Annotated in this window: 12 protein-coding genes; 7 read left to right on the top strand and 5 right to left on the bottom strand. The window is 68.3% G+C overall.

Annotation, left to right across the window (positions count from 1 at the left end):
- The first annotated feature begins 28 nt into the window (after nt 1-28).
- The gene (locus A3ES_RS0100060) at nt 29-1,930 is read left to right on the top strand and encodes a DUF2207 domain-containing protein (protein ID WP_020384726.1); all 1,902 of its coding nucleotides are present in this window, start codon (nt 29-31) and stop codon (nt 1,928-1,930) included.
- A gap of 127 nt (nt 1,931-2,057) precedes the next feature.
- Here the strand turns inward: A3ES_RS0100060 and A3ES_RS0100055 are convergent, their stop codons facing one another.
- From A3ES_RS0100055 to A3ES_RS0100040, 4 genes are all read right to left on the bottom strand, one after another.
- A complete protein-coding gene (locus A3ES_RS0100055; protein WP_020384725.1) occupies nt 2,058-2,585 on the bottom strand; it encodes a ferritin in 528 nt (175 codons plus the stop codon).
- Between the two features lie 63 nt (nt 2,586-2,648).
- On the bottom strand, nt 2,649-3,071 hold the full coding sequence (locus A3ES_RS0100050) for a hypothetical protein (RefSeq protein ID WP_020384724.1): 423 nt from the start codon (nt 3,069-3,071) through the stop codon (nt 2,649-2,651).
- A 17-nt stretch (nt 3,072-3,088) separates the two neighbouring features.
- Nucleotides 3,089-4,999, bottom strand: coding sequence for a DUF2264 domain-containing protein (locus tag A3ES_RS0100045; RefSeq protein WP_020384723.1), 1,911 nt, complete (start codon nt 4,997-4,999; stop codon nt 3,089-3,091).
- On the bottom strand, nt 4,996-6,087 hold the full coding sequence (locus tag A3ES_RS0100040) for a hydroxyacid dehydrogenase (RefSeq protein ID WP_020384722.1): 1,092 nt from the start codon (nt 6,085-6,087) through the stop codon (nt 4,996-4,998). The genes A3ES_RS0100045 and A3ES_RS0100040 overlap by 4 nt, the downstream gene beginning before the upstream one ends.
- A 203-nt stretch (nt 6,088-6,290) precedes the next feature.
- Here A3ES_RS0100040 and A3ES_RS0100035 point away from each other — a divergent pair, with 203 nt between their 5' ends.
- Nucleotides 6,291-7,205, top strand: coding sequence for a proteasome assembly chaperone family protein (locus A3ES_RS0100035; RefSeq protein WP_020384721.1), 915 nt, complete (start codon nt 6,291-6,293; stop codon nt 7,203-7,205).
- Between the two features lie 60 nt (nt 7,206-7,265).
- On the opposite strand, the gene A3ES_RS0100030 is transcribed toward A3ES_RS0100035, so the two are convergent.
- Nucleotides 7,266-7,724 (bottom strand): DoxX family protein, encoded by a 459-nt coding sequence (locus A3ES_RS0100030; protein WP_020384720.1) that lies wholly within the window; start codon nt 7,722-7,724, stop codon nt 7,266-7,268.
- Between the two features lie 153 nt (nt 7,725-7,877).
- Between A3ES_RS0100030 and A3ES_RS0100025 the strand changes: the two genes are divergently transcribed.
- The 5 genes from A3ES_RS0100025 (at nt 7,878) to A3ES_RS0100010 (ending at nt 13,045) form a co-directional block, all read left to right on the top strand.
- On the top strand, nt 7,878-8,720 hold the full coding sequence (locus tag A3ES_RS0100025; RefSeq protein WP_020384719.1) for an acyl-CoA thioesterase: 843 nt from the start codon (nt 7,878-7,880) through the stop codon (nt 8,718-8,720).
- Between the two features lie 105 nt (nt 8,721-8,825).
- Nucleotides 8,826-10,109 carry a threonine--tRNA ligase gene (thrS, locus tag A3ES_RS0100020; RefSeq protein WP_337587761.1) on the top strand — a complete coding sequence of 428 codons (1,284 nt, stop codon included), beginning with the start codon at nt 8,826-8,828 and terminating at the stop codon, nt 10,107-10,109.
- Nucleotides 10,110-10,460: 351 nt separating this feature from the next.
- Complete coding sequence (locus A3ES_RS53640; RefSeq protein WP_157630235.1) at nt 10,461-10,607, top strand: hypothetical protein; 147 nt, start codon at nt 10,461-10,463, stop codon at nt 10,605-10,607.
- A gap of 561 nt (nt 10,608-11,168) precedes the next feature.
- The gene (locus A3ES_RS0100015) at nt 11,169-12,113 is read left to right on the top strand and encodes an NAD-dependent epimerase/dehydratase family protein (RefSeq protein ID WP_020384717.1); all 945 of its coding nucleotides are present in this window, start codon (nt 11,169-11,171) and stop codon (nt 12,111-12,113) included.
- 5 nt (nt 12,114-12,118) lie between these two features.
- Nucleotides 12,119-13,045, top strand: a complete 927-nt coding sequence (locus tag A3ES_RS0100010; RefSeq protein ID WP_020384716.1) for an RNA polymerase sigma-70 factor — start codon at nt 12,119-12,121, stop codon at nt 13,043-13,045.
- Nucleotides 13,046-13,314: the final 269 nt, after the last annotated feature.

Raw genomic sequence — 13,314 nt, 5'->3', positions numbered from 1 at the left:
GGACCCCCGTCGTCGGTACTGTCGCGGCATGCGTAGGGGATTCTTCACAGCCGTCGCTGCAACCTTCACCGGCCTGATCCTGGCGGGTTTCGCGAGCGCCGCTCCGGCCACGGCCGCCAGTGCGGCCGTTACCGATGTCGGCGACGTCGTGACGAACCTGCAGCTCGACTACACCGTCACGGCCGACGGCGTCCTGAAGGTGAAGGAGACGATCGCCTACAAATTCGGCAGCACTGGCCGGCACGGCATCTACCGCAACCTGATCACGCGTGAGGTGTACGCCGACGACAAGTCGAAGGACCAGAAGTACGAGATCTCGAACATCCGGGTGAGCAGCGCCGACGCCCCGGACCAGTTCAGCGAGAGCACCACCACCTCGAACAACCTGCGCGACCAGAGCATCCAGATCAAGATCGGCGACCCGGACAAGACCATCTCGGGCACCAAGGCGACGTACGTCATCGAGTACGACGTGCGCGGAGCGCTCCGGCATTTCCCCGACCACAGCGAGCTCTATTGGGACGCGACCGGCAACGGCTGGGACGCCACCCTCGCCGAGGTCAACGTCAAGGTCCAGGTCCCCGCGCCCGGCGTAGAGCGGGTCGAATGCTTCGCGGGACCGCCGGACAGACCGTGTGACAGCAAGACGATCACGGCCGGCGAGGGCACCTTCATCCAGACCAACCTCACCCGCGGCAAGGGACTCGCCATCGTCGCGGCGATCAAGTCGGGTGTGGTCAGCAACGACACCCCGATCGTGGTCGACCCGCCTGGCTTCCTGGAGCGTTCGGGCCTGACCGTCCCCGGCCTGATCGGCTCGGGAGCCGTCACGCTCGCCGCGATCGTCGCCGCCGTGTTCTACAGCAGGAACGGCAACAAGGACCTGCGCTTCGCCGGAATGCCGCCCGGCACGTTCCCTCCGAACGGTGTGGCCGCGCCGGAGGTCAAGAACGACCTGAATGAGGACCAGCTCCCGGTCGCGTTCTCCCCACCGCGGATCCCGGTTGCCGAGGGCGGGCTGCTGATCGACTCGAAGGCGAACACCACCGAGACCGCGGCGACGCTGATCGACCTGGCGGTCCGGGGCGCGGTACGGATCGACAACACCGGCAGCGAGCAGATGGCCGTACTGCTGGACCCTGCCCGTGCGACGATTCCGCACGAGCAGTTCCTGATGCAGGGCCTGTTCCCGTCGCTCCAGCCCGGTTCCGTAGTCGTCCTGGAACGCGGCGCCGTCGGCGACACCTCGATGCGGCAGGCGCACGACGCGATGATCGGCCAGGTCCGGGAGCAGATCAAACAGCGTGGCTGGTATCTGCGGCTGCCGCGCGCCGGCGGCGGTTCGAGCTTCTCGAGCGGCACCAAGATCGCCTGCCTGGGCATGGTCGGCATCTGGGTCTTCGGCGGACTCCTCGGCGGAACGGTGATCGGTGCGGCTACCGGTGGTCTCGGGAGGGCCGTGACCATCGGGCTTCCGGCCGTGGCGGTCCTCGTCGCGATCGGCATCTGGTTCGGCATTCGGGGCCGGGGGCAACGAAATGCCGCGGGCCGCGCGGTGACCGATCAGCTGGTCGGCTTCCGGACCTACCTGGCCACGGCCGAGGCGGACCAGTTGCGCTTCGAGGAGGGCGAGGACATCTTCAGCAAGTACTTGCCCTGGGCCATCGCTTTCGGCCTGGCGGACCGCTGGCAGCGCGTCTGTGCCCAGCTGGTCGCGGCCGGCCGGATCCCACCGGATCCCTACTGGTACACAGGTCCGTCGTACTACAGCTCGGGCTTTGCCGCCGGCAACATCAGCCAGACCGTGGCCAACACCTTCGACCCGCCGCCTTCACCCTCGGGCAGCGGCGGCGGTGGCGGAAGCTCGTCCGGCTTCAGTGGAGGCTCGTCCAGCGGTGGCGGGGGCGGCGGAGGCGGCGGCTCCTGGTAGGAGCAAGGCCTCGCTAGTAGGAGCAAGGCCTCGCCCGTGGGCGGCGAGGTAGGCCGGCGCGGCCCGTCCGGGGCCGCCGCAGCGCATGGCGGCGGCCCTGAGCACGGCACTCAGAACTGCTGGCAGGTCAGAGCCTGCCGCCGGCCGCCTTCGGAGCGGTCGGGTCGGAGTCCAGGTCGCCGACGCCCTCACGGGCGAGGAAGTCCTCCAGGTTGAACAGGTTGTCACCGGCCCGCTTCGCGACGTTGACGAGCGTCGTCATCGCGGAGACCTCTTCGACCTGCTCCTTGAGGAACCACTGCATGAACTGCTCGCCGATGTAGTCGCCGTCGTCGCGCGCGGTCCGGGCCAGCATCTCGATCTGCTTGGTGACGGTGATCTCCTGCTGCAGAGCGAGTTCGAGCGGCTCCAGTGCGTTGTCGAAGTCGTTCACCACCTCGCCGGCGCCGGGGATCTGCGGCCGGATGTCCATGTCCAGCAGGTACTGCACGATCATCATCGCGTGGTTGCGCTCTTCCAGCGACTGCTTGTAGAAGTGCGCCGCGAGTTGCGGCAGGTCCTGATCGTCGAACCAGACAGCCACTGCCGTGTACTGGTGTGACGCCGTGAATTCGTTACGAATCTGTTCTTGAAGGAGTTTCGCGTACGTGCTCATAGGCGCCAATGTAGTCCTCGCGGACGCAATTCTCACCGTTGGCGAGGCTGTCCTAACAGCGTGTCAGGCAGCCCGGCGTACGTGCGCCTGAATCGGGGGCAGGTTGCCCAGCGGCGCGAAGTAACCCGCGATCCCGTGGTCGAAGGTGATCGCCGCGATGCCCTGCTGCAACCAGATCGGCGCCTGTGCGACCGCGTCGTCCGGCGCCAGCGCGAGCACCAGTACTTCGGCGTCTGCCGGGCTCAGCCCGTTTTCGATCGCGAACCCACGGGCACGCTGAGCGGACGTGAACGCCATCAGGAACGGCTGGTCCTGATGAACACCGACGAACGGCTGCGGGTTGTCCGGCTCGCCCCGCTGCACGAACCACCAGCGCTCGAGCCCGAAGGTTGCCCCCCACAACTTTTCCTGGTTCGCCGTACTGGGGTCGGCCGCAACATTCGCCGACAGTTCGTCGGTGATGGCGGGTTGGATTGTTTCGGTCATGTCACAACACTAGAAGATCAACGGTTCCCCAACCGGACGATCTCGACGTCGTCGCCGGGCAGTGTGACAGTGATCTCCTGACCGTCGACGGCGATATCGATGCCCTCGGCAAGTGCTTCCGGGCGGATCGCGTCACGGGTCAGCAACACCGCGTGAACGAGCACCAGCGGTTCGCCGGAATGTGCCGCCGTCAGGTACGGCGTAGCGGAGTGCGGCCCGAACGGGTTCGCCCCCAGATCACGGTGCACCCCAGCCTCGTCGTACCCATGCAGGGTGACCACCGCCGACATCAGCCCGTCGGAATTCCGCGCCGACGCCCACGCCGGCCCGCCGCCGACTGTTGCCGTCGGCAAGGAATCACCGGCGACCGCATAGCCGCCGCTACGCACCAGTACGCCGCCCGGCCCGTCCACCAGCGAGCAACGGATCTCCCAACCGCCGTGCACCACGGAGGCGATCTCGATCGGCCACGGCCCGTCGCTGCCGACCCACGCGTTGTGCCAGGAGGCCGCCGACCGTGTGTCCATCCCGAGTCGCCGGATCCGGCCGCGGTAACTCGACTTTCCGTGCTGGTCGACGAGTGAGGTCAGGTTGTCGACCCGCTGCAACGAAGCAGCATCCGAAATCTCGGGTCCAGCGTGGTTGGCAAACGCCAGCCGGTCGTAATGCGGGTCAACGGCAGGCTCCACCCCCGCGGGCTCGGCCGGGGGAGCGTGGTCGGCACCATGGTTGATCAACCTGACCACTTGGTCGTGCCGACTCGCATGGACCAGCCAACCCGGCGCAGGCATCGCCCTGACCTGATCAGCCTCATCCAACGGCACCGTGTCCTCCGGGTCCGACCACACCGGGTGCTCCGGCGGCATCAGAAGCCCGATGAAGCCCTTCGACGCCCAGTACGGCGAGCCTGGTCCGGAGTACGCCTGCGTGGTCGGCAGGAACGTGTCGTACCACCCCAGCGTCAGCAGCCCGCGCTCATCCGGTACGCCGTGCTGCACGAAATGGCGCGCGATCCCGGAGCACAGCCGCCGTGTAGCACCCGGGGTGAGCGGGGTGGCGTCGAGGACCTGCCCCATCCAGTACGGCGCCGCGGCCGCCATCCGATACGTCAACGACCGGCCCTGGTAGACGGGTGCGCCGTCGTTGCCCACCAGGTGGATCGCGTCCTCCAGGAACAGGCTCAACCGCTCCCGATAGACCTTCAACCGATCGTCGTACTGCGCGCCCGGGGTCGCCGCCGCCATCCGGGTCCAGATGCCCGGGTAGAGGTGCATCGCCCAGCCGATGTAGTTGTCGAAGTTCTGGCCGTCGCCGTCGGAGTACCAGCCGTCGCCGACGTACCAGTCCTCGATCCGGTCGAGGCCGCCCTCGATGTCCTCCTTGGAGTACGGCGCGCCGACCGAGGCGAGGAACTGTTCGCTGACGACCTGGAAGAGTCGCCAGTTGTTGTCGTGCGTGGTGGAGCCGATGAACCCGCCGAGCCACTCCGCGACGTGCTCCTGAGCGCGGGTGTCCAGCCGGTCCCAGATCCACTCGCGGGACTCGTGCAGGGCGACGGCGATCGCGGCGGCCTCGACCATTTGCTGCGAGCGCGGGGTGAGGCGCAGCCAGGCCTCGGGGTGGTCGGGGTTCGCGCCGTTGGCGACACCTCGCGCATACCGCTCGATCAGCTTCTCGCACCCCTCACCGCGGACGCCGGCGATCCGGAAGGCGGCGAGCATGAACGATCGGGCGAAACCCTCCAGCTCGTCGGACGAAGTACCGGATCGGCTGGGACGGCCGGGTAGCACGATGCGGGCGTTGCCGGGGGAGCAGTAAGGGATCAGCGAGTCGAGCAGGTGGTCGGCCAGCGCCTCCCAATGGGCGCGGACCCAGCCGGTCTGGCGGGACAGGACACGGTCGGTGTCAGGCAGAACGAGGCGGCTCATGCAATCCTCCCGAGTTCGGCGGAACTGATGACATGCTGAAGAGGAGTGCCGGCGGCAAAACGTTCCATCTCACCTACCGCCAACTCACCCAATCTCGCGACCTCGTTGCCGAGGGCGCCGGCCACGTGCGGGGTCAGGAACACGTTCGGCAGCTCCAGCAGCGGCGAATCCGGGCGCAGCGGCTCAGGATCGGTCACATCGAGGACCGCGTCGATCCGTCCCGTACGGCACTCGTGCTCCAGCGCGGCGGCGTCGACGATCCGCCCGCGAGCGGTGTTGATCAGCACGGAGCCGTCCCTGAGCAACCCGAGCAGCCGGGCGTCGACGAGCCCGACCGTCTCCGGCAGCAGCGGCGCATGCACGCTCAGGATGTCGCTCCGGCTGAACAACTCATCAAGCTCGACCAGTTCGGCTCCGAGCTCCGCGGCCTCGGCAGGAGTCAGATACGGATCACTGATCAGTACTTCGAGGTCGAACGCGCGCAGCCGCTCCGCAACCATCCGCCCGATCCGGGAGGCGCCCAGCAGCCCGACCGTGCTGCCGTAGTTGCCCGGCACCGAGCCGGTGTCCGGCTTGTGCTTGCTGAGCTTGTACTCCGCTCCGAGGCGGAACGCGCGCTTCCCACTGAGCACGATCGTGGCCACGGTGAACTCGGCCACCGGCAGCGCGTTGGCCACCACGGCCGACGAGACCTGGATGCCGCGCTCGAAGGCGGCCGGGTCGACGAAATGCTTCACCGAGCCGGCCGCATGGATGATCGCCTTCAACTTCGGCGCCGCGTCGAGCACCTCCGGCGTGATCTGCGGGCAACCCCAGCCGGTCAGCAGCGCATCGACGTCGCCCAGAGCTTCGCGGACCGCGGGATCGGCGAGGAAGCCGTTGCCGGGGCCGACGGGGAGGACAGTGGCGACCCGCTCCAGGCGGTCGCGGACCGCGGGAACCAGCACGCGAGCGCGGCTGGACTCGTTCATCGCCAGCATGACCGTCGGCCGAGCCGCCGCGGGAGCGTTCGTACCGGGCCGGGGGTCGGCAGCCGGCAACGGTTGGGCGGAAGCGGAGGATGAGGTCGGCTCGGAGTCGGTGCGCACAGGAGCACGCTAGCAAGCGCTTTCCCAAAATGCTCGTCCGCGGGCGGATCTGTCGGGTTCCGGACAGGTCGGGGCGCGCCGCGAAGTACGGGGTGAGAAAGATCCCACCGGCCGGAATTCCTGCCCGCCGCGCTGACGTTGTTGCAGGGGAAGGCAGGATAGAGGGGCCGACCGCCCTGAAGGCCACTGTTGAGGAGACGACGATGCTGCGACCGGACGACCTCTACGAGATCGTCGACGAGTCGGTGGCGACCGGCCCGGCGGCTACGCCGAAGGTGCTGGTGCATTCGCTCGACGGGTTCATGGACGCCGGCCAGGCCGGCCGCGTCACCGCCGACCACCTGCTCGAGGTACTGGAGAACCGGCTGCTCGCCAGGTTCGACGTCGACCTCCTGCACGACTACCGGGCCCGCCGTCCCGAGGTGACGTTCGCGGAGGACCGGTTCATCGACTACAGCCCGCCGCAGCTGTCGCTGCACCTGATGAAGGACGACGCGGGCGTCGAGTTCCTGCTGCTGGAGGGCGTCGAGCCCGACAACCACTGGAACCGGTTCGCCGGAGCTGTTCGCCAGCTGATCGACCTGTACAACGTGACGCTGACCGTCGGCGTCCACGGCATCCCGATGGGCGTCCCGCACACCCGCCCGCTCGGCCTGACCGCACACGCGACCCGCCCTGAGCTGGTGACCCGCTCGAACATCTGGGACGGCGAGATGCGCCTCCCCGCGAGCGCCGCGACGATGCTGCAGGTTCGCCTGGGCGAGGCCGGCAAGGACGCGATGGGCTTCGCAGTACACGTGCCGCACTACCTCGCCGAGAACCGCTTCCCGGGCGCAGCGCTGGCCCTGGTGCACGCCATCTCGTCGGCAACCGGCCTGCTGCTCCCTAGCAAGGCCCTGCTCGACGAGGCGGCCGTGACGGGTCGCATGGTCGACGAGCAGGTGGAGGCTTCCGAGGACGCCTCCTCAGTGGTCAACGCGCTTGAGACGCAGTACGACGCAGCCGCTGGCTCCATCAGCCGCGGCAGCCTCCTCGCCGGCTCGACTCCCTCAGCCGACGAGCTGGGGGCCGAGGTCGAGCAGTTCCTCGCCGAACTGAACCGCGAGGACGACAACTAGGTACTACGAACGCGGCGGCTGGTGCACCTAGGTGCACCAGCCGCCGCGTTGCGTTGGGCGTCAGGCGGAGACGGTCGCGCGCCCCGCAGTACTCCGGGTGAGCGCGTTGTCGAGCGAGAAGCGCCCGGCGCCGATCGCCGCCACCATCAGGGAGAACAGGCCGAGGACGACAACCAACTCCCAGCCGCCGTTGGCCACGAAGATGCCGTTGGACATGTGGACGAACAGGAACGCGCCGGCCATGTTCACGGCGAGCAGCACGCCGGCGACGGTGGTGAGCACACCGAGGATGAGGGCTGCTCCGCCGACGAGCTCGACAAAGGCGGCGAAGTACGCGGAAAGCGTCGGTGCGGGCACGCCCATCTGGTCGAAGCCGGCGGCGGTGCCGTCCAGGCCGTTGGTACGGAACTTCTGCCAGCCGTGGGCGATGAAGACTACGCCGAGGCCAACTCGGGCGATCAGCAGTACAAGGTCGCGCGAGGCGTGGACGGGCCGGGTCAGCGTGCGGAGGGCGCTCACAGCTACTCCTGTCATTCGTGCGTTTGATGGTTGAACGTTCACCAACCTACCGTCCGTCACCGAAAGCTCACCGAAAATGACCGCGTGAGGGGCACCACACCGGTACTGCGATCCGCGTGCCGACCTGATGCCAGGGAGCTGTCAGGATGAGGCATGCCCGAGTCCCTGGAGGATCTGGTCGAGCTGCTCGACCTGGAGAAGATCGACGCCGACCTGTTCCGGGGGAGGCAACCGCAGACATCTGCCCAGCGGGTGTTCGGCGGGCAGGTGCTCGGCCAGGCGCTGGCGGCGGCCGGCCGCACGGTCGGGCCGGATCGCGTCGTGCACTCGCTGCACGGGTACTTCCTGCGCCCCGGCGACACCTCCGTGCCGATCGTCTACAAGCCGGAGCTGATCCGCGACGGGCGCTCGTTCAGCAGCCGGCGGGTCGTTGCCTCGCAGCACGGCAAGACGATCTTCTACATGTCTGCCTCGTTCCAAGTGCCCGAGCCGGGGCTGGATCACGCCGACCCGATGCCGGACGACCTGGTACCGCCGGAGGAGGCGCCGACGCTCGCGTCGGTCTTCGAGGCGGCGAGTGGGCGCAAGGCCGAGGACTGGAACAAGGAGTGGGCGGCGCTCGACGTACGGCTGGCCGGGCTGACCGGGCGGCAGTTCTGGATCAGGGCCTCGGGCAAGCTTGCCGACGATCAGACCTTGCATGCTTGCGTTCTGGCCTACGCGAGCGACCTGACGTTGCTCGGGGCAAGCTTGTTGCCGCACGGGATCATCATCGGCGACCGGCGGATCCAGCCGGCCTCGATCGATCATGCGCTGTGGTTCCACCGGCCCTTCCGTGCGGACGAGTGGCTGCTCTACGACCAGGCGTCGCCGTCGGCTTCGGGAGCGCGCGGCTTCGCCACCGGGCGGCTGTTCAGCGAGGACGGCCGGTTGGTGGCATCCGTTGCGCAGGAGGGTCTGATCCGGCCTATCGGACTTGACCTGGACGAGGAATGACCTGCTACGTTTGACGACATGAACCAGCGCGCAGTGGTGACGACGACGCCGAGGTACGTCCCGGCGCGCTGACAGCTGACTGTCGAATTCGAAGCCCCGGGGCGAGTGCCCCGGGGCTTCGCCGTGTGGACACTCGCCTCACTCGTCACTGAGGAGTCCATCACCATGTACGACCATCGCAAGCTCGGCCGGGAACTCGGCCTGTTCGACTCGGATCCGTTGATCGGCGCGGGACTGCCGTACTGGCTTCCTGCCGGTGCCGCGATCCGGCAGGCACTCGAGCGGTACATCGTCGACGTCGAGCGAAGAGCCGGCTACCAGCAGGTCTATTCGCCGGTGCTCGGGAAGCGTGAGCTCTACGAGATCTCCGGCCACTGGTCGAAGTACAGCGAGGACATGTACCCGCCGATGGACATCGGCGGGGAAGAGGTGGTGCTGCGGCCGAGCCTGTGCCCGCATCACGCGTTGATGTTCCGGTCTCGCGCGCACAGCTACCGCGAGCTGCCGTTGCGGATGTCGGAGCTCGGCGGTCAGTACCGGTCGGAGCTGTCCGGCGTACTGGGCGGGCTGACCAGAGTTCGCGCGATGCAGCTGAACGACGGGCACATCTTCTGCATGCTGGAGCAGGTCGCCGACGAGGCGCTGGCGGCACTCGAGCTGATCAAGCAGGCGCATCGCGATCTCGGGATCAGCGCGTCGGGCTACGTGCTCTCGTTGCCGTCTGAGGATGCCCGGCTCGGGGACGCGTCGAGCAAGTACGTCGGTGATGCGGAGAGTTGGGCGCTTGCCGCTGACCTGCTGCGTGACGTGCTGGACAAGGCCGGGCTTCCGTACTCCGAGGAGCTGGGGGAGGCCGCCTTCTACGGTCCGAAGATCGACATCCAGGTCGAGGACTCGGCGGGGCGGGAGTCCACCTTGTCGACCATCCAGATCGATTTCCATCAGCCCGCGGCGTTCGGGCTGGAGTACATCGGTGCCGACGGCAACAAACACCGGCCGGTGATGGTGCACCGCGCCATCGTCGGCAGCATCGAACGCGCGGTCGCCCACCTGATCGAGGTCCACGGCGGAGCCTTCCCGGCGTGGCTCGCGCCGGTGCAACTCGTCGTACTCCCGATCTCGGACGCCGAGGAGGACGCTGCTGCCGGCGTACTCCGTCAGGCGCTCGACGTCGGTCTGCGCGCCGAGATCGCGTACGCCGACGAGGGCAGCCTCGGCGCCCGCATCCGCGAGAACCGCCTCGTACCCCACCAGGCCGTCATCGGCGCCCGCGAAGCGGCAGCCGGCGAAATCGCCCTCCGAAACCGCACCGGCGACCGCCACCCTTCGGCCCCCGCGTCCGCCGTACTGAACAACCTGGCAGCCCAGTCCGATCCTCTCCGAAACTGACCCACTCAGCGATCTCACCGTGCGCGACCGCCCGCTGGAGGTGACACGGAGTCCCATCCCATCAATCAACCCCACCTACCGCCCCGTAAACGCTTCCCAGCGGGGAACGGAGGCGCACTGATGGGATGGAGCTCCGCAACCTCGCCGCCGACGCGAAATCCGAGCAACTCTGTGCCCGTAGCGGCGCCCGCCACACCCAGCCCCGGCAGATACCGGCGCGCGCTAGCCCGCGGCCTGCGCAGACCGGCATGCACCCACCCGGCGAGGTGAAGCGGAGGTCCATCCCATCAATCACCCCCCTATCCAGCCGCGCAAACGCTTCCCACCGGTCAACAGAGTCGCATTGATGGGATGGAGCTCCGCTACCGTCGGCACCGGGCGAACCCGAGCAGCTCCGCGCCCGCAGCGGCCGACCGCCAGACCCCCAGCCCCGGCAGACGCCGTACCGCGAAACTCGCGGCACGCGCCGACCCGTCGAACGCGACCCAGCCCGCGTAGGCACGGGGTTAGCCTGGCGCGCGCAGTACTCCGCCCCCACCCGGCGGGTGGCGCGGAGGTCCACCCCATCAATCGCCCCCTAGCCGGCCGCGCAAACGCTTCCCACCGGTCGACGTAGGCGTATTGATGGGATGGGGCTCCGCTACCCTCGCCGCCGAGCGAAACCCGAGCCAGTCGCCGACCGCAGCGGCGCCCGCCACACTCGAGCCCGGCGGGCGCTGTACCGCGCGAGCCCGGGGCGTGCGCAGTACCGGCAGGCAGCCGCCCGGCGGGGGTGACGCGGAGCTCCATGCCATCAGTCGCCCCCGTATGCCGTAGCGCAAGCGCTTCCCACCGGGCGACGAAGGCGTACTGATGGCATGGGGCTCCGCAGACCTCGTCGCCGGGGCGAGAACCCGAGCACCCCGGTGGCCCCAGCCCCCAGCCCGGCGCCCCGCTGAACCTGTCAGCCCAGGCCAACTGTCGCCGAAGCTGATCGGTGACCGGTGAAGTGGGTCACAGGTGGTCATGGACGGGTGGGGCATCTCGTCTTTGTCTGTGTACTCGACGAACGGAGACGTCATGAAGATCTTCCTTGCCGGAGCATCCGGTGCGATCGGTAGCCAGATGGTGGTCCAGCTCGTAGCCCGCGGCCATGAGGTCGTCGGCACGACGCGCTCGGCCAGCAAGGCCGATGCGTTGCGCGCACTCGGTGCCGAACCGGTTGTCCTCGACGCGCTCAACCCCGAGTCGGTGGCGGACGCAGTGGCCAAGGCGGAGCCGGAGGTGATCGTGCATCAGTTGACCGCGCTGAACGGACCGATGAGCCTCCGGCAGGTGAAGCTGATGGCTGCCGCGACCAACCGTCTGCGCACGGAGGGCACCGACCACCTGCTGGCCGCCGGGCGCGCCGTCGGCGTCCGCAGATTCGTTGCCCAGAGCAACGCTCAGTGGATGGAACGCACCGGCGGCCCGGTGACCGACGAGAGCGGCCGGCTCGAGCCGAACGCCCCTGGCGACGCGGCGGAGGCGGTGGCCGCACTGCGCTACCTGGAGGACGCGGTCACCCGCATCACCTGGGCTGACGGCATCGCGCTTCGCTACGGCGGCTTCTACGGCCCGGGAACCAGCCTCAGCGCCGCGCCGGATGCCATCATGACCGCGCAGATCCGCAAACGGAGGCTTCCGATCGTCGGCAACGGTGGCGGGGTGTTGTCGCTGGTGCACATCGTCGACGCCGCGTCGGCCACGGTCGCGGCCGTCGAACGCGGCAAGGCCGGGATCTACCACGTCGCCGACGACGAGCCGGTGCCCGTGCGCGAATGGCAGCCGGTCTTGGCGCGCGCACTCGGCGCCAAGCCGCCGCGTCGCGTACCGGCCTGGCTTGTGCGCATGCTGGCCGGTCAGGCCGCGGTGGATATGATGACGCGCGCTCGCGGGATCTCCAGCGAGAAGGCCAAGCGCGAACTGGGCTGGACGTTGCAGTACCCGAGCTGGCGCACGGGATTCTTCGAGGGATTGGAATAGCCGACATGTCCGTCTCGGACCTGTACGGCGAGCTGCGCCCACGGGCGTTCGCCATCGCGTACCAGATGCTCGGCAGCGTCAGCGAAGCCGAGGACGTGGTGCAGGAGGCGTTCCTGCGGATGCACCAGACCCTGCAGCGGGACGAGCCGATCACCTCGCCGCGGGCCTACATCGCCACCCTGGTGACGCGGTTGGCCATCGACCAGCTCCGGTCGGCCAGGGTGCGGCGGGAGAGTTACGTCGGCGAGTGGCTGCCGGAACCGGTGGTCACAGGGCCGACGCCGGCCGAGCTCGCTGAGAGGGCCGACTCGATGTCGCTGGCGTTCCTGGTGCTGCTGGAGACCCTGTCGCCGCACCAGCGGGCCGCCTTCCTACTGCGCGAGGTGTTCGACTACCCGTATGCGGATGTCGCCGAGATCATCGGCACCGACGTTGACAGCGCACGGCACCTGGTGGCGCGAGCCCGCAACCACGTCCGGAAGAGTCGGCCGCGCTATCACGCCACACGGGAGCGACGCCAAGAGCTGGCGCAGCGCTTCTTCGCCGCTTCCGAACAAGGCGATTTGAGCGCACTCGAAGAGCTGCTGGCTCAAGACGTGGCGCTGCATGCGGACGGCGGCGGCAACGTGCCGGCATTGGGCCGATCGGTCAACGGCCGGAAGCACGTGGCACGTACGGTGCTGGCCGGGATGGCCGCGTTCGCACGCCTCGGCGTTCGCCTCCGCCTCACCGAGGTCAACGGCCAGCCCGGCGCCATGGCGTACGACGAGCAGGACCAGCTCGCCGGGGTGATGGGGCTCGGAATCGCCGACGACGGCACGATCCAGACCATCCACTTCATCGTGAACCCCGACAAGCTTCGCCACCTGGATCAGGTCAGCGACCTCGGCGTCCGGCTTCGCGCCCAACGCAGGTCCCACCGCAACACCTAACCCGAAGTTGCGGCGGCCTTGAGCGGCGACTCCTTGCCTGACCTGCGTGTTTGTGTCTTTGCTGTCCTGTGATGTAGTCAGAATATTCGGCGTGTTGAGCGGCCTGACGCGAGAGATGCCGTTACTGTGTGTTCATGGGTAGAAAGGATGGCGCGGTCCACGTAGTCAGAGTGCGGAAGTCGCATGTGGACAAGCGTGGGGAGCGCCGCGAGTACCAGTCCGCCTACCTGCGCCGGACGTTCCGGGAGGGCGGCAAGGTCCGTAACGAG

Source organism: Kribbella catacumbae DSM 19601 (genome assembly GCF_000372465.1).
In the GTDB taxonomy this organism is placed as follows: Bacteria; Actinomycetota; Actinomycetes; order Propionibacteriales; family Kribbellaceae; genus Kribbella; species Kribbella catacumbae.
Note: the sequence above shows the minus strand (reverse complement) of the source record. Positions and strands in the feature narration are given on the sequence as shown.